Source organism: Streptococcus halotolerans, from assembly GCF_001598035.1.
Classification (GTDB): Bacteria; Bacillota; Bacilli; order Lactobacillales; family Streptococcaceae; genus Streptococcus; species Streptococcus halotolerans.
Genome location: NZ_CP014835.1, coordinates 316241 through 333645 on the forward strand (window position 1 = coordinate 316241; position 17405 = coordinate 333645).

18 protein-coding genes are annotated in these 17405 nt (G+C 38.2%); 17 read left to right on the forward strand and 1 reads right to left on the reverse strand.

What is annotated here, in order from left to right:
* Nucleotides 1-46: 46 nt before the first annotated feature.
* The 16 genes from A2G56_RS01400 to A2G56_RS01480 all read left to right on the forward strand — a co-directional run bounded on the left by A2G56_RS01400 (nt 47) and on the right by A2G56_RS01480 (nt 16319).
* Entirely contained in the window at nt 47-955 is a 909-nt protein-coding gene (locus A2G56_RS01400) for an ROK family protein (RefSeq protein ID WP_062707980.1), read from the forward strand.
* Between the two features lie 485 nt (nt 956-1440).
* A complete protein-coding gene (locus tag A2G56_RS01405) occupies nt 1441-2880 on the forward strand; it encodes a 6-phospho-beta-glucosidase (protein ID WP_062707983.1) in 1440 nt (479 codons plus the stop codon).
* Between the two features lie 421 nt (nt 2881-3301).
* Nucleotides 3302-3628 (forward strand): hypothetical protein, encoded by a 327-nt coding sequence (locus A2G56_RS01410; protein ID WP_062707985.1) that lies wholly within the window; start codon nt 3302-3304, stop codon nt 3626-3628.
* A 14-nt stretch (nt 3629-3642) separates the two neighbouring features.
* Nucleotides 3643-3966 (forward strand): hypothetical protein, encoded by a 324-nt coding sequence (locus tag A2G56_RS01415; RefSeq protein WP_062707987.1) that lies wholly within the window; start codon nt 3643-3645, stop codon nt 3964-3966.
* A 529-nt stretch (nt 3967-4495) separates the two neighbouring features.
* Nucleotides 4496-4810, forward strand: coding sequence for a PTS cellobiose transporter subunit IIB (locus tag A2G56_RS01425; RefSeq protein ID WP_062707990.1), 315 nt, complete (start codon nt 4496-4498; stop codon nt 4808-4810).
* A gap of 43 nt (nt 4811-4853) precedes the next feature.
* On the forward strand, nt 4854-6845 hold the full coding sequence (locus A2G56_RS01430; protein ID WP_062707993.1) for a BglG family transcription antiterminator: 1992 nt from the start codon (nt 4854-4856) through the stop codon (nt 6843-6845).
* Nucleotide 6846: 1 nt separating this feature from the next.
* Nucleotides 6847-7161, forward strand: coding sequence for a PTS cellobiose transporter subunit IIA (locus A2G56_RS01435; protein ID WP_062707996.1), 315 nt, complete (start codon nt 6847-6849; stop codon nt 7159-7161).
* 12 nt (nt 7162-7173) lie between these two features.
* Nucleotides 7174-7695, forward strand: coding sequence for a hypothetical protein (locus A2G56_RS01440; RefSeq protein WP_062707998.1), 522 nt, complete (start codon nt 7174-7176; stop codon nt 7693-7695).
* Between the two features lie 18 nt (nt 7696-7713).
* Nucleotides 7714-9075 (forward strand): PTS cellobiose transporter subunit IIC, encoded by a 1362-nt coding sequence (celB, locus tag A2G56_RS01445; RefSeq protein ID WP_062708001.1) that lies wholly within the window; start codon nt 7714-7716, stop codon nt 9073-9075.
* 126 nt (nt 9076-9201) lie between these two features.
* On the forward strand, nt 9202-10044 hold the full coding sequence (locus A2G56_RS01450) for a Cof-type HAD-IIB family hydrolase (protein WP_062708004.1): 843 nt from the start codon (nt 9202-9204) through the stop codon (nt 10042-10044).
* A gap of 92 nt (nt 10045-10136) precedes the next feature.
* Nucleotides 10137-11615: a glycoside hydrolase family 1 protein gene (locus A2G56_RS01455; RefSeq protein ID WP_062708007.1), complete on the forward strand. Its 1479-nt coding sequence runs from the start codon at nt 10137-10139 to the stop codon at nt 11613-11615.
* Between the two features lie 186 nt (nt 11616-11801).
* Complete coding sequence (locus tag A2G56_RS01460; protein WP_172793800.1) at nt 11802-12386, forward strand: histidine phosphatase family protein; 585 nt, start codon at nt 11802-11804, stop codon at nt 12384-12386.
* Between the two features lie 9 nt (nt 12387-12395).
* Nucleotides 12396-13010, forward strand: coding sequence for a histidine phosphatase family protein (locus A2G56_RS01465; protein ID WP_062708013.1), 615 nt, complete (start codon nt 12396-12398; stop codon nt 13008-13010).
* Nucleotides 13011-13099: 89 nt separating this feature from the next.
* A complete protein-coding gene (locus A2G56_RS01470) occupies nt 13100-14539 on the forward strand; it encodes a 6-phospho-beta-glucosidase (protein WP_062712359.1) in 1440 nt (479 codons plus the stop codon).
* Between the two features lie 186 nt (nt 14540-14725).
* Nucleotides 14726-15379, forward strand: a complete 654-nt coding sequence (locus A2G56_RS01475) for a YczE/YyaS/YitT family protein (RefSeq protein WP_237334428.1) — start codon at nt 14726-14728, stop codon at nt 15377-15379.
* Nucleotides 15380-15476: 97 nt separating this feature from the next.
* Nucleotides 15477-16319 carry a Cof-type HAD-IIB family hydrolase gene (locus tag A2G56_RS01480; protein WP_062708016.1) on the forward strand — a complete coding sequence of 281 codons (843 nt, stop codon included), beginning with the start codon at nt 15477-15479 and terminating at the stop codon, nt 16317-16319.
* 54 nt (nt 16320-16373) lie between these two features.
* On the opposite strand, the gene A2G56_RS01485 is transcribed toward A2G56_RS01480, so the two are convergent.
* The gene (locus A2G56_RS01485) at nt 16374-16871 is read right to left on the reverse strand and encodes a DUF308 domain-containing protein (RefSeq protein WP_062708020.1); all 498 of its coding nucleotides are present in this window, start codon (nt 16869-16871) and stop codon (nt 16374-16376) included.
* Between the two features lie 151 nt (nt 16872-17022).
* Between A2G56_RS01485 and gloA the strand changes: the two genes are divergently transcribed.
* Nucleotides 17023-17400 carry a lactoylglutathione lyase gene (gloA, locus tag A2G56_RS01490; RefSeq protein WP_062708023.1) on the forward strand — a complete coding sequence of 126 codons (378 nt, stop codon included), beginning with the start codon at nt 17023-17025 and terminating at the stop codon, nt 17398-17400.
* Nucleotides 17401-17405: the final 5 nt, after the last annotated feature.

Consider the following 17405-nt stretch of genomic DNA (forward strand, 5'->3'; position numbering starts at 1 on the left):
TTTGAGCAGCCGTGATTTTGAACTGTTAACAAAGGAGAGAAAGAATATGTCATTTCTAGCTATTGATTTGGGTGGAACCCAGTTTAAATCAGCCTTGATTTCAGAAGAGTTTCAACTCGAAAAATCGTTTGAACCCAGACCCTCCGCACGCCATTTAAAGGAGTTTCAAGAACTCTTACAGGACATGATTCAGCCACATTTGGCTACTATTAAAGGGATTGCCATTTCCTGTCCGGGTACTATCGATCCCATAACAGGAACGGTTTATAAAGGGGGGATGTTACAGTATTTAGATGGATTTTCATTGAAAGCTTTCCTAGAGCAATCCTATGAAAAACCAGCAGCTGTTCTTAATGATGGCAAGGCAGCTGTCTTAGCCGAATTAGCTTCTGGAAATTTAAAAGGGGTTACGAATGGTTTAGCCATGATTGTAGGAACAGGTCTTGGTGGGGGAATTATCATCAATGAACAACTTTATCAAGGGTCACATTTTCAAGCTGGGGAATTAACCTTTGCTCTGCCGCAAGACAAGATGTCGCCGTTATCAGCAGCAGATTTGGCAGGCGGCGCATTATCTGCGGTTAATTTCATTACAACATGCGCTAAAGCACTTGGTTTACCAGATGAACAGGATGGTAGAGCGGTATTTGAAGCCATTAAGGGTAAGGATGAGCGTGTCTATCCTGGCTTTCAACGTTATTGTCGCCACTTTGCCCTTCAAATCAACAATCTACAAAGTATTTTGGATGTGGAACGAGTGATTATTGGTGGTGGCATTTCTGCTCAAACGATCTTAATTGACGAAGTCAACCGTCAGTTGGACCAGCTAGAAACCGAAGAAGGCTGGGTTTTCAAAGTGGTAAAAAGACCACAGGTCATGGCCTGTTTCTACCACAATTCAGCCAATTTGATTGGTGCAGCCTACTATTTGGGGCAAAGCCTATCAAAAGATTAAACTAGTTTTTGGTGACGAAAGGCATAATGGCATTACCCAACCAGTGTTCAACTTTTCAGCTCTTTAAAAAGAAAGTTCTTGTTAACCTGAAAAAACTGAGCTAAAGAAGGAATTAAGAGTTATAGGACAGTCCTAAGTCCTAAATAGAAGGTAAAGCTAAGCTTGCGTTGACTGGCTGGAGAATAATCGTAACAAGATCTAGTTGACGTGTAATAAAAAAATAAAAAGAGTATGGAGCAAAAGTTGATAACTTACAACGGTTGATTTTGCAATTTCAGTTTGGATTGATGATGATAAAACCACCGAAGGCGGATTCCTTAAGCGTAACCACTTGAAAAAATGAAACAAGCTAATGCGAAAGATTAGAGGCTTTATGACAGTTTCTTAGCCTAACATTTCCGTAGTCACTAAGGAAATTTGTAATATGGTAATATATGAAAACGCTTGCTAGAATAGAGCTATCAATATATTTAGAGGAGGAAATGATGTCTAAATTACGTGAAGATTTCTTATGGGGTGGAGCGGTCGCTGCTCATCAGCTTGAAGGAGGATGGCAAGAAGGTGGAAAAGGTGTTTCCGTAGCCGATGTGATGACATCAGCTCGTCACGGTGTCCCTCGTGAAATCACAGAAGGTGTTGTAGAAGGCAAGTATTATCCTAACCACGAAGCGATTGACTTTTACCATCGCTACAAAGAAGATATTGCTCTTTTTGCGGAAATGGGCTTTAAGTGTTTCCGTACATCAATTGCTTGGACACGTATTTTTCCTAAAGGAGATGAGTTAGAGCCAAATGAAGAGGGGCTTCAGTTTTATGATGATCTTTTTGATGAGTGTTTAAAACATGGTATTGAACCAGTAGTGACGCTGTCTCACTTTGAATTGCCATATCATCTTGTAACGGAATATGGTGGCTTCACCAATCGCAAAGTGATTGATTTCTTTGTTCGATTTGCTGAAGTGGTTTTCAAACGCTATAAAGACAAGGTTAAATACTGGATGACCTTTAACGAAATCAATAACCAAGCAAACTATCAAGAAGATTTTGCTCCTTTTACCAACTCAGGCATTGTTTATAAAGAAGGTGACGACCGTGAAGCGATCATGTATCAAGCTGCTCACTATGAGTTGGTTGCCTCAGCTCGTGCTGTCAAAATTGGGCATGAGATTAATCCTGATTTCCAAATTGGTTGTATGATTGCCATGTGTCCGATTTATCCTGCGACATGTAAACCATCTGATATTCTAATGGCTCAAAAAGCCATGCAAAAACGCTATTACTTTACAGATGTTCATGTGCATGGCTTCTACCCAGAACACATTATCAAGTATTGGAAACGCAAAGGGATTGAGATTGATTTCACCGAGGAAGATCGTAAAGACTTGCTTGAAGGCACGGTTGATTATATCGGATTCTCATACTACATGAGTTTTGCTATTGATTCTCATCGTGAAAATAATCCTCACTATGACTATCTTGAAACAGAAGATTTGGTTAAAAATAATTATGTGAAGGCTTCTGATTGGGATTGGCAAATTGACCCAGAAGGCCTCCGTTATAGCCTAAATTGGTTTACCGATATGTATCACTTGCCACTCTTTATCGTTGAAAATGGTTTTGGTGCCATTGACCAAGTTGAAGAGGATGGTATGGTGCATGATGATTACCGTATTGATTATCTCGGCGCTCATATCAAAGAATTCATCAAAGCAGTGGATGAAGATGGTGTTGATTTGATGGGTTACACACCGTGGGGCTGTATTGATCTAGTATCTGCTGGTACAGGTGAAATGCGCAAACGTTATGGCTTTATTTATGTTGACAAGGATGACAATGGTGAAGGAACTTATGAACGCTCTCCAAAACAATCCTTTAACTGGTATAAAGAAGTGATTGCAAGTAATGGCGAAAGCCTCTTGCAGTAATAAGACATCGCATTATGATAACTGTGTAAATGCTTGTTTAACAAGGTCTGACTTGATTTTTTACCTTAGTTGAGAATGATGTTAATGATGCAGAACCAAAAGACTTCATCATAGCAGCATTTGATTGAAAATCAGGACAAGTCTTTGTTACCTCAAGAAGAATAGTATCCTTTATTAGAAAAAAGTGATAAGTAAACAAGAGTTGAAAGCAACTCTTGTTTTTTTGAAAAATGCTTCAAAAAAACGAAGGAAACGCTTGCACAAGTGATTTTTTAAGAGTAGAATATAGTTAATTTATGTCATAGAAAGTGTGAAACGTATGTTATACGTGCCTTTGTTTTTAAGATTTAATTTATTTAAACCACCGAGAGAAACTCTTTCGTAAATTGATGTCTAATAACTAAAAAGAAAGAGGCTAAAAATGGAAGTATTATTTGGACTTATTGTTATTGTTGGCTTTATGTATTTTTTCTGTAGAATTGTGATTGGAGCCAGAAAGAATCTAATTGCACCTAGCTACGGAGAAAACAAGAAGTATACGACTTACTTTATTAATTTTAAAAATACTACTAGACCAGATTTAAGAACAAGTGATCGTTTCAATGAGGTGGCGAAAGTTAAATTTGATACAGAAGATGGCTATAGCGTAGCCTCCTCCATTAATGATCGTAAATTGAGAGATTTAGTTATGGCTGAATTTAACTTAAAACCTAGTCAAGTTATTGTGACTTATAGGCAGGTTGTTTAAAAGGTGTTTATGTTATGATTGTTACTTTTATTTCTGCTCTATTTGCGATGCTTTTTTTTGTAATTCTTTTAATTTGGGTGAACCATAAGCTTAAAGAAAAACAAACAGAAAATCACTATGCTGTTTATCGTATCCAATTTAAAGATAGTGCTGATAAAGTGACGATTACTCAAAGTGCAGACATTTTATCTCACGTGACAGTCGCCATTGAAGATGATTATGGTTATGTTGCTCATAGTGATATTGATGATCATCATTTGAAAAGTTTAATGCTGCAAGAATTTAATCTCAAACCATCACAGTTTATTGTGACATCAAGACAATTTATGAATTTCTAGAGGGAGGTATGTTGAGTGGTAGTGGTATTTGTATATATCATTGGAATTCTACTGCTATTATATATTTTCTATCTCTCCTTTAAGTTTATGGTTTTTGTTAATAGAAACTGCGGTTATAATTACTTGGTTCGTTTTTATAAAATAGAAGACATTCCATATTTAAAAGCTAATAAACGGTTTTATCGGAAATTTAGAGTAGTATCACATTCTTCAAAAGGTGTTTATACTATTCAATCCAAATGGAGTGATCGAGAGTTAAAAGAAAATATTATAAAAGAATACAAACTTGATAATAATCAAGTAACGGTATAATCTCTACAGATCTCAGGACCATTGGGAATGGTTTAACAAAATGGAAAATCAGCTCAAATGAGCTGATTGTTCCTATTTTGATTAGATAAGGAAATTCTAAAAATTAAATAGAGACTTTTTCCGCAATGCTAAGGAAAAAGTCTCTTTTGATGTTGTAAACGATTTCAATTATACTTTAACCATAAGATAAATAAAAAAATACTTGGAGGTTATCTTTATGACTAAAGCTTTGATTATCTGTGCTGGAGGTATGTCATCTTCACTCATTGCTAAAAAAACACAAACACTTTTGGCAGAACAAGGGCATGATATTGAAATGAATGCTGTGGGTGTACCAGAAGGTGGTAAGAAAATCAATTCAGCTGAATATGATTTATATCTCATTAGTCCGCAAACTAAAATGCATTACAAACAATTTGAAGAAGCTGCTAAAAAAGTTGGCAAACCAATCGTTCAAATCCCACCTCAAGCTTATATTCCAATTCCAATGGGAATTGAAAAAATGGCAAAATTGGTTTTGGACAACATCTAAATCCTTGATATAATAGAGTGACTATTTAATTTAGGAGGATGATATGCTTAACACAAAAGAAAAGATGATTTTACAATATCTCTACCAACATCGGGGAGAGTATTCCACTAGTAAAGTCTTAGCAAATTATCTTTCCTATTCGGACAGAACGATTCGGACTTATATCAAGAAATTATCAGCTGATTTATCTGTTGAGGAAGCTGGTTTTAGGATTATTTCCAAACAAGGGTTCGGTTATCAGCTTGACATTATAGATGATGATACGTATCATCATTTTCTTGTCGCGAATGATTTGGCTGTGGGCCTAGATTATGGCGATATTGAAAACCGTCATAAGGCAATTTTAAACAAACTGATTTTTGAAGAAGAAACGGTTTTGTTTGATGATTTAGCAGATCAGCTATTTGTGAGTCGTTCAACCTTATCCAGTGACTTTAAAAAAATCAGGAGCCAGTTGGCTAAATACCAACTCAGTATCGAGAGTAAACCCTACCGTGGCGTTTATGTTTTGGGAAACGAACAAGATAAGCGCCACTTTATTATGGATTATTTCTTCGGTGATCAATTTCATCAAAACATGACACACTTTGTGGGTAAAGACATTTTATTATTACCATTATCATTAGAAGAATTAACCATAATAGTTTTGGATGAATGTCGCAATCATGGATTGAAATTATCAGATTATGCGATTCAAAATCTTGTCATTCATTTGGGATTAGCAGTCCAACGATTTCAAAAAGGTTTTCGGATTTCATCCATTGATTTGGATCAAGCGAAATACCACAAGGAATTAACCGTTGCGCGAAGTATTAGTCAACGTCTTGCCAATCGCTTAAAGGGAATTGAGTTAATTCCCGAGGAAGAGACCGACTACATTGCTTTGCATTTGATTTCAAAATCGTCAACAGATCAGAAATCCTTAGATATGACGGCAAGTTTAAGGCAAGAGGTTGGGCTTCGATTAGAAGAGTATGATCTCAAAGAAGGCTATGATTTTTTAAATGATATGTCTTTGCGAGAAGGTCTGCTGACACACTTAGAAATACTTTTAGAGAGATTGGTTAATAATATCCACTTAAACAATCCACTTTTAGAGGATATCAAAACCCGTTATCGAGACACTTTTAGATTAACAGCAGATTTTATGTCAGGCCTTCCGTCTTTTCAGAAGTATCAACTTTCAGAGGATGAGATAGCTTATGTCGCTCTTCATTTTATGGCATCCTTAGAGCGTCAAAAAGAAAGCCATAAATTAAACGTTCTAGTCATTTGTGCAACCGGTTTTGGAAGTGCGCAAATGCTCAAAAATAGAATTATTAATGAGTTGGGACAACTAGTAACCATTTCAGACGTCATTGGTTATTATGACTTGACTAACGATAAACTTAAAGATGTTGATGTGATTATGTCGACCATTGATTTATCGAATCTGGTTTTTAATATCCCTGTTCAAACAGTTAGCGTTTTTCTTACAGATCAAGAGGTAATTGAAGCTAAAAAGACATTTTCCCAATTAAAAAAGAAATGTCATCCTAAAGAAGCTAAGCAGCTAAATGATCCTCTACGTGAGGGTAGTTTACTGTCGGCATTTGATCACTATTTTTCAAAAGAACATTTTATGGTTTTGGAAAATGCTGAGAAACGAGGACTTGCTTCTGAAATGATTCGAACGTTAATTCCTGATGACGTTAAGCAACAAGAAGAGTTAGCGAATTTAATTAAAAGTCGAGAACGTTTAAGTACCTTGGTATTTGATCAAGACATCGCCGTTCCTCACCCAATAAAGCCAATTAGTGAGAAACATCAAATTGCTGTTGCTATTATCAAAAATGGATTGTATTGGGAAGATGGTTTTGAAGCGATTAAGCTAGTTTTCTTGGTGGCACCTTCTATTTATTCAAATGAAGGATTAAAGCTAATTACCAATCGAATGGTTGATTTAGTTGATTTGCCAGATGTTAAGGAAGCACTGATAAAAGCAGAAGATTTTGAGACATTTAAACAGATATTTGTAGATAGTAAAAGGAGTTAATATGAATACAGAAGAATTGCAAATGGCTGCTTTTGGTATCATCTTAAGCAGTGGCAATGCTCGCACCATTGTACATGAAGCTTTTGCAGCTATGCGTGAAGGAGACTATGACAAGGCTGAGCAGCTATTAGAAGATGCTAACGCCGACATGTTAGAAGCGCACCACGCACAAACAGATTTGCTACAAGAGTATGCCAGTGGTACAGAAATTAAAATTGAAATTATCATGGTTCATGCTCAAGACCATTTAATGACAACCATGACACTACGCGAAGTGGCGCTTGAAATGCTAGCTTTGTATAAAAAAGTCGGATAGGAAGGTAATGAGATGAGTAAAGTAACGTCTATTCATAAAAAAAATAATACTCCTAGATCAACCGAGGAGATTAGAAGAGAAGTTAAACAAAAAAATAATTTATTTAACCGTTACATGCTCTTTCGTTATAGTCTAGCCCTCTTTTTCTTTGCTAATATCTATTGGTCATTGACTTTATTTTTTAAGCCAAATCTATACTTGGTTATCCCTCTCGCTTTACTAGTCATACTAATTATGGCAACGGTTGAGCAATTTAAATTATACGGCGCATCTGTCCCAAAATTATCACGTACAGAGTTAGCTTTAAAAGTACAGTTGGTGACTAACCTATTAGTTATTGCTTTGACGGTGTTTAACCAAACGTCTGTCTTATTTCCAACTTTTACCAATCAATTACCTGCAAAGTTAATGATTGTTATCCTGCAAGTTTTAGGAGTGCTTCTCGTTAATTTAAATCTAAATCGCATTACCTTAATTAAGCAGAATAAGGACAAATATTATCAACGTTTTCAAAATATTGAAAAATACATTTAATTTTTAGGAGGAGTTCTCATGGAAGAACAAAAAGGTTTCTTTGGTCTACTGGACAAATATCTCATGGGGCCTATGGGTAAACTGGCATCTTATAAAGTAGTTCGTGCTATCACAGCTGCTGGTATGGCTGCAGTTCCTTTTACCATTGTTGGGTCTATGTTCTTGGTATTTAGTATTTTGCCACAAGCATTCTCATTCTGGCCAATTGTTGCTGATATTTTTGCAGCATCATTTGACAAATTTACAGCTCTCTACATGGTTGCTAACTATGCAACAATGGGATCACTATCACTTTACTTCGTGCTTGCTATTGGATACGAATTGACAAAAATTTATGCTGAAGAAGAGGAACTTGATTTGACACCAATCAATGGTGCGCTCCTGTCACTTTTTGCATTCATTATGACAGTTCCTCAAATCATTTTTGAAAAAGGAATGATGTCTCCAGTCGTTTCTCTTAAAGAAGGTAACGTTGTTGCTGATGGTTGGGCGATGGCAAATGGGGTTACTCGTTTTGGTACAACAGGTATTTTTACAGCTATCATCATGGGGGTTGTTTCAGTTCTTTTATACCGTATGTGTGTTAAAAATAACTGGGTCATCAAAATGCCTGAGTCAGTTCCAGAAGGTGTATCTCGTGGTTTCACAGCCTTGATTCCTTCATTTGTTGTTGCTTTCTTCGTTATTATTTTAAATGGTATCCTTGTAGCCTTAGGAACAGATATCTTCCAAGTTATTGCGATTCCATTTGGTTTCGTTGCAAATCTTACAAGCACTTGGATCGGACTTGTAATCATCTACCTTTTAACTCAAGCTCTTTGGATTGTTGGTATTCACGGTGCTAATATCATCTTTGCCTTTGTTAACCCAATTGCCCTTGCGAATATGACTTTGAATGCTTCAGGTCAACGTCTTGTTGTTGCTGGTGAGTTCTCAAACATGTTCGTCATCGCTGGTGGTTCTGGTGCGACGCTGGGACTATGTATTTGGTTAGCTACTCGTGCTAAGTCTGAACAACTTTCTGCTATCGGTAAAGCATCAATTGTTCCAGGATTTTTCAATATTAATGAACCTTTGATTTTCGGATTGCCAATTATCTACAATCCAGCACTTGCTATTCCATTCATGCTTGCACCTGTTGCTTCAATGACTGTTTACTATTTCTCAATGAAACTTGAACTCATTAAACCAGTTATTGCGCAAGTGCCATGGCCAACTCCTGTCGGTATCGGTGCTTTCCTAGGAACAGCTGACTGGAAAGCAATCATTGTGGCGTTGATTTGTGCCTTGGTTGCATTCCTTGTTTACTATCCATTTATTAAAATCTATGATAAACAATTGCTTAAAGAGGAAGCTGAAAACGCAGCTGAATTAGCATAGTACATGTCATACATTAGGCCACTATACGTGGTCTTTTAATTTCCCACAATAGTATCAGTTTTTCATATCAAAAGCCTAGTTTTTGTAGTCTAGGCTTTTTATAATGTAGGATAAGGGAGGTTTTGTATGACAATTAAAATGATAGCCAGTGATATGGATGGGACCTTTTTGAATGATAAGGGGACTTATGATCGCAAGCGTTTTGAAAAGCTTTTAGATCGTCTTGATGAACATGGCATTCGCTTTGTGGTAGCAACTGGCAACAATATGAATCGCGTTAATATCATGTTTAAAGGGCTTTTAGACCGTTTGGATTTTGTAGCAGAAAACGGTGCTCACTTACTGGTTAAAGGCGAAACGATTGATCGATTTGTTTTGGATCAAACTGATGTGGCCCTGTTTTTAGAATATTTTAAAGCTCAATTGGCAGCTTACCGTGTGATTTTAACAGGCACCAGACATTCTTACATGTTAGACGCTGCAGAATGGGAGATGGTGCACCATATGATTGCACCCGAAGAAGCAAAAGCTTTTATGGATGCTATTGTTAGAGTAAAATCCTTTGAAGATATTCCAAAAGATGAGCCCATTATTAAAATGAGTATGGTAGCTACTGATTTTACAGAAGCTGACGCAGTCATGGCTGACTTTAATGCCCATTTTACAGGAAATCTAACAGCGGTGTCTTCGGGATTTGGCACGATTGATATTATTCAAACAGGCGTTCATAAAGCAGCAGGCTTACAAATACTTATGGATAGATTTGGAATTTCAGCTGATGACTTAATGGCTTTTGGTGATAGCGGCAATGACGTCGAAATGTTACATCTAGCTAATTACTCTTATGCTGTTGGAAATGCGCCGCAAATCATTAAGCAACACGCTAAATTCTTAGCACCGAGTCACAAGGATGATGGTGTTTTAGAGGTTATCGAGGATTATTTGGATAATCAAGGCTTAAAATCGTAAGATAGTATCATTATGTCGTAAGATAAGACAAGAAAAGGGTTACCATTCTTGTTAAACTATAACTATCTTAACTATGATAAAAGGAGTTTTTCATGACAAAACAATTTCCTAAAGAATTTTTATGGGGCGGTGCTACGGCTGCCAATCAGTATGAAGGTGCTTGGAAAGAAGGTGGTCGTGGACCAGCCACTTCAGATACAGCACGCGCAGTTTCTCCAGAAGAGCGTAAGACAATAGGTGGCGAATTCACAACACCTATGAATCGAGAGCGCTTAGAGTTTGCCCTGAATGATCAAGAAGGCCTTTATCCTAAACGCTGGGGATCTGATTTTTATCATCGTTATAAAGAAGACATTGCTCTCATGGCTGAAATGGGCTTTAAGACTTTCCGTCTATCCATTGCCTGGTCTCGTATTTTCCCAAATGGGGACGAAAAGCTCCCCAATGAAGAAGGCTTGGTTTTCTATGATGCGGTCTTTGACGAGTTGAACAAACATGGTATTGAGCCTCTAGTAACTCTTTCTCACTATGAATTTCCGATTGGATTGGTAACAAAATATGGTGGGTGGAAAAATCGTAAGGTCATTGATTTCTTCGTTCATTATGCTGAAACTGTATTCAAACGTTACAAAGGGAAAGTCAAATACTGGTTGACCTTCAATGAAATCAATATTCTTGGAATGACGGGTTATTTATCGGGGGGCTTGCTTTTTGAAGATGGTAAACTTAACCTGCAAGAGATGTATCAGGCAGTCCATCACCAATTTATCGCCTCCAGTTTAGCTACAAAAATTGGACATGAGATTGATTCTAATAACCAAATCGGAATGATGCTAGCCCGTATGGAAGCCTACCCAGCAACTTGCCATCCAGATGACATCATGCAGTCTATCACTAAAGACCATGAAAATCTTTTTTATGCTGATGTGCAGATTCGTGGTCAATACCCCAGTTACATGAACCGTTTCTTTAAAGAAAATAATATTAATCTTGTTTTTGCAGAAGGTGACGAAGACATTTTAAGAAATTATACCGTTGATTTCATGAGTTTTTCATACTATATGTCATCAATAACACGTCATCCAAACAATCAAACTGCAGAGCAAAAAGCGACAGCTGGTAACCTGATTCTGGGAGAAGCCAATCCTTACCTAGAAGCTTCTGACTGGGGTTGGCAAATTGACCCCGTTGGCCTTCGCGTGACTCTCAATAAACTCTATGACCGTTATCAAATCCCATTGTTCATCGTGGAAAATGGTCTTGGAGCTCTTGATCAGTTAGAAGAGGATGGTTCTGTTCACGACCAGTACCGGATTGATTATCTTGAGAAACATATTAAGCAGATGTACGAAGCCATTGAAGACGGAGTTGAGCTTATGGGTTATACCATGTGGGGTTGTATCGATTTGGTATCAGCTTCAACTTCTGAAATGTCTAAGCGTTACGGTTTTGTTTATGTGGATGCTGACGATCAAGGAAATGGCAGCTTTGACCGTTACCGTAAAGATTCCTTCTTCTGGTATCAAGAATTGATTGCCACCCAAGGTCAATCCATTTTAGAAGATAACTAATAGAAAAACCAGTGCCGTCTGGTTTTCTTCTAAAATGCTAACAAGTTGTTAGAAGTAGTGGAAGGGTTATCTGTTGAGGGAAAGCAGGGTGAATGTCTTGTTGTGATTGGCAATTGTGCTTTCTGATAAGCGTCTAATCATCCAAGTAGAAGATAGAGGTGAGTGAGTGTGAGAAAACTTTATTTAATGAGACATGGGGAAACCCTATTTAATACCCAAAAACGTGTACAGGGAGCTTGTGACTCCCCCTTGACGGAACTGGGGATTGAACAAGCCAAACTAGCTAAAACATACTTTGAAAAAGAAGGCATTCATTTTGATGAGGTCTATTCTTCAACGCAAGAACGTGCGACAGACACTGCTAAATTGGTGTCAGGTCGTGATCAAGTCGCTCAACTTAAGGGACTCAAGGAAATGAATTTTGGTCAATTTGAAGCACAACCTGAAATCTTATTACCCAAGCATCGTCCAGGTACCATTTCTTTTGAGGATTTATTAGTACCTTTTGGTGGTGAGGATATTCGTCAAGTAGGTGTCCGAGTACGTGAAACCATTCAAGAAACCTTGAGTCAGTCACAAGCTGACCAGATTCTCATGGTAAGTCATGGTGCTGCTATGTGGGGATTGATGCTAGAACTTGGTATTACCTTTCCACCAGGTGTGCGGTTTTCAAACTGTGCAATCTGTGCTTTTGATGTAGCGGAGGATGGCCAACTAAAGCTTGAAAAACTCATTTTACCAACACAGGATTTTGACGTACATTACTTTTAAGGAGGTTGCATGACAAAAACGTTGTATTTAATGCGCCACGGTCAAACACGATTTAATGAACTAAAACGTATTCAAGGGGTCTCTGATAGCCCTTTGACGCCGCTTGGTATTCAACAGGCGACAAAAGCACGTGCTTATTTTCAAAAGTTAGGTGTCGAGTTAACAGCAGTTTATTCATCAACGCAAGAGCGAGCAGTTGACACTGCAGAGATTGTCTCAGGTAGCACTGATATTGTGCGTCTTAAAGGGTTGAAAGAAATGGATTTTGGGACCTTTGAGGGACAATCTGAAACTCTAAATCCGCCATTGATTCCAGGTATCGGGTATGCTGATTATTTTGTTCAGCATGGTGGTGAAGATTCCCTGGCAGTACGCCAAAGAGTGGGGGACACCGTACGTGATTTACTGGCAAACCATGCTGATGGAGATACTATTTTAGTCGTCAGTCATGGAGCAGCCATCGCACAATTTTACCGTGGTGTTTTGGAAAATCCGCCACAAGTTCGTATGAGAAACTGTGCTATTTTAGCATTTGAAGTGGAAGATAATAACTTTCGACTGGATTACATTTACGATCCTGTGAACGAAAGTATGCTTTATGAAAATACAGCTGCAATATCATAGCATAGTATCACTTTATCTGATGAAACAACCAGTTTTTGACGACTAGGAGTGGTATAATGACATTATTAAATCATGAAAGAGGTTTCAAAATGACAAAATTAAAAGCATTTCCAGAAGGTTTTTTATGGGGTGGAGCAACTGCTGCCAATCAAGTAGAAGGTGCTTACGATGTAGATGGTCGTGGACTTGCTAATGTTGATGTGGTGCCAATTGGTGAGGATCGTTTTCCAATCATTGCCGGTCAAAAGAAAATGTTTGATTTTGAAGACGGTTATTTCTACCCAGCTAAAGGATCGATCGATTTTTACCACAATTACAAAGAAGATATTGCTCTCTTTGCAGAAATGGGCTTTAAAACCTACCGCATGTCAATCGGTTGGACACGTATTTTTCCTAAGGGTGATGAGTTAGAGCCAAATGAAGCTGGTCTTCAATTCTACGAAAATGTTTTTAAAGAATTGCGCAAGTACGACATCGAACCATTGGTAACCATCACGCATTTTGATTTTCCGATGCATCTGATTGAAAAGTATGGCGGCTGGCGTAATCGCAAGGTTATCGAGTTCTACGAGCGTCTTTGCAAAGTCATCTTCAACCGTTACAAAGGTTTGGTTAAATACTGGCTAACCTTTAATGAAATTAACATGATTCTTCATGCACCATTCATGGGAGCAGGATTGTATTTCGAAGAAGGCGAAAACCAAGAACAAGTCAAATACCAAGCAGCTCACCATGAGTTGGTAGCGTCAGCTATTGCCACTAAAATCGCTCATGAAGTGGACCCAGAAAATAAGGTAGGTTGCATGCTAGCAGCTGGACAATACTATCCAAACACAGCACACCCACGTGATTATTGGGCAGCAATGCAGGAAGACCGTGAGAACTATTTCTTCATTGATGTGCAGGCGCGTGGGGAATACCCAAACTACGCTAAGAAGAAATTTGAGCGTCTCGGTTTAGACATCGAGATGACAGACGAAGATTTGGCCATACTGAAAGAACATACGGTTGATTTCGTGTCATTCTCATACTATTCAAGTCGTGTGGCTTCAGGTGATCCAGAAGTCAATGAAAAAACAGAAGGAAATATTTTTGCTTCCATCAAAAATCCGTATCTAGAAGCTTCTGAATGGGGCTGGCAAATTGATCCACTAGGTCTTCGCATTACGCTAAATACCATCTGGGATCGTTATCAAAAACCAATGTTTATCGTGGAAAATGGCCTCGGAGCGATTGATACCCCTGATGAAAACGGCTATGTGGCAGATGACTATCGCATCGATTACCTTCGTTCACATATTGAAACCATGAACCAAGCCATCAACGAAGATGGTGTTGAGCTTCTTGGCTATACGACTTGGGGTCCGATTGACCTTGTCTCAGCAGGAACAGGAGAAATGAAAAAACGTTACGGTTTCATCTATGTTGATCGTGATAATCAAGGGAATGGAACCCTCAAACGCTCTAAGAAAAAATCATTTGACTGGTATCAAAAAGTGATCGCTTCAAATGGGGTAGATATTGATTAAATCAACTGAATAAGGTCACGTCAAACACTAGTTTAAGGTTATTAGACTAGTGTTTTTTCATCTGAGATGGTCCATCATTATGAATTTTCTCGCGATGATAACTCTTGTCAGGCCATTTTTTGAGGAGAGGAAATTCAATTTTTTTTTCATGTTATAATAGAACAATATCATTTTTTAGGAAAGGTTTTGGTTTTGTTTCATAAGGTTAATCGTTTGTCTCAAATATTGTTTTATATGATTGGTGTTTTCCTGCTTGGTTTGGGGATTACTCTGTGTACTAAGACTTCTCTTGGAGTATCGCCAGTAGTTTCTCTAGCCTACAATGCTTCAGTTATTTTCAATATTCCAATTGGAATAACCAGCTTTGCTAACTTCGTTCTTTGTATCTTCATTCAGTTTTTACTGTTGGGAAAATCATTTGATCAATTTAGGATCTTCCAGGTAGTGGCTAGTTTTCTAACTAGCTTTGTCATGCAGTTTTTCGACAATACTCTCATAATGCCAGAGAGTATGGGCATGCGATTTGTTTGGCTCTTAGCAGGAGTTGTGATCACAGGCTGTGGTGCCTCTTTGAGTGTTGCTATGCGCTTCATTCCAAACCCTGCTGATGCACTCGCTCATACGATAGGTCAAGTAACGGGTAAAGGATTTGGAACGGGGAAAAATCTCATGGACCTTGTTTACATCAGTCTTTCCTTGTTTTTATCCTTCGGAACTGGTCAGGGATGGCTTGGCGTTGGTATTGGAACACTGATTGCCAGTGTAGTAACAGGTCGAGTGATAGCTATCTCTTTTCCAACATTTGAAAAACTATATGAGAAACAAGTCGCAAAAACATAGGATAGTATTATTATTTCAAAGGATAGTGATGGTTTCATAGCGATCTTTTCTGTATAATTAAAGTTATTAAGATTAGAATGATTAAGTGAGGTAAGACATGTCAAAAATTATCTTTTTAGATGTAGATGGAACATTGGTAGATTATCACAATAGGGTCCCAGAATCAGCGGTTAAAGCAATCCGCTTAGCACGCGACAATGGACATAAAGTCTATGTCTGCACAGGTCGCAGCCGTGCTGAGATGCAAGATGCCATTTGGGATATTGGTATCGATGGAATGATTGGTGGCAATGGCTCCTACGTAGAAGATAATGAAGAAGTGGTTATGCACCAATTGATTTCAAAAGAGGAAGCCAAACATATCGTTGATTGGCTTCACAGTCGCGGTTTAGAATTTTACCTTGAATCCAACAATGGGCTCTTTGCTTCTGAAAACTTCAAAGAAGCAGCTCGCTTGGTTCTAAGGGAATACAGCCTTCGTAAAGGAAAAACGGAAGAAGAAGTGAAAGATCAAGAGCCTGAAGATGCTTTGCATGGTTTGATTTATGGCGGTGAACTTTACCGTGATGACCTCAACAAGGTCAGCTTCATCTTATCAGACTACCAGGACCATCTTGATTCCATAGAGGAATTTCCAAATCTAGAAGCCCATACTTGGGGGGGGCGTGGTGAAACAGCTCTCTTTGGAGATCTAGGTGTTAAAGATATTGATAAGGCCCATGCTGTGGACGTTCTTTTAAAACACCTTGGTGCTGATCGTAAAGATACCATTGCTTTTGGTGATGCCAAAATTGACATCCCTATGCTAGAATACTGTCAAGTTGGTGTTTCGATGGGAAATGGTGGGCCAGAGATTCTTGCGATGGCTGATATGGTAACAGATGATGTCGAAGAAGACGGTCTCTACAATGCCTTTGAAAAACTAGGACTTCTAGCTTAAGTTAAACAAAAAGCCTAAGCTCTCTTTGAGTCTTAGGCTTTTAATATGCATTTTTTACAATCGCAGGCTGGCTATGGTTCCAGAGAAACCGATCACGAGCAAGATAAGAGATAAGAATTTACCGATAAAAACAGAAGTGAAAATAGGGCTTGCCAAAAGCAAAATGCCTAGCAGTAGAAGTCCCCAACCTGATAAGAAGGTACGCTTGGTAAATCCAGATCGACGAAGCTGATAGCTGGAAATCAGTCTCAAAATACCCACCACTAAAATCCAATAGGCAATGATGGTGATAACTAAGCGACTAAGTGAAAAGGCTGAGCTACCAAGCAGAATGAATCCAAAAATGATGGTTACGATTGCTTGAAGCAGTTGCCAAACAGTTCGTTGAGAGCTATCGCTACGGAAATAAGTAAGCAAGCTTTGAACACCCCAGACAAAAATCATAAGGGCAATTAGCCAGCCGATGGAGGCGATGGCAGATAGGGGCTTATTAAAAAGATAGAAGCCTAATATGAGTGAAAAGAGGCTTGGTATTAATGTCAATAGTTTCATAGAAATCTCCTTTGTGTATCATATTATAGTCAATAAAGGTCAAACTGTCAAAAATCTGCTGCTAGCTTGTTTATCAGTTTCGTTTTTAGAGAGAGTAACCGGTTGCCAAATTACTTTGAAATCGTTAGGATAGTAATAGGAGGATATTTTTATGAAAATGTTACACACTTGTATCCGAGTTCAAGACTTGGAGGCATCTATTGATTTTTACACTAAAGCTTTTCCTTTGGAAGAAGTGCGTCGCAAAGATTTTCCAGATAATCAGTTCACCCTTGTTTTCTTGAAAACACCCGATGACTCCTTTGAAATTGAATTGACCTATAATTATGATCATGGACCTTATGATATCGGTGACGGCTATGGTCATTTGGCTGTTGGCGTAGATGATCTTGAAACAACACATGCCCAGCATAAAGACACCGGTTTTGAAGTCACAGACCTAAAAGGGCTCCCAGGACAGGAGCCACATTACTACTTTATCAAAGATCCAGACGGCTACAAGATCGAAGTCATTCGCCTAGGAAAATAAGAGCA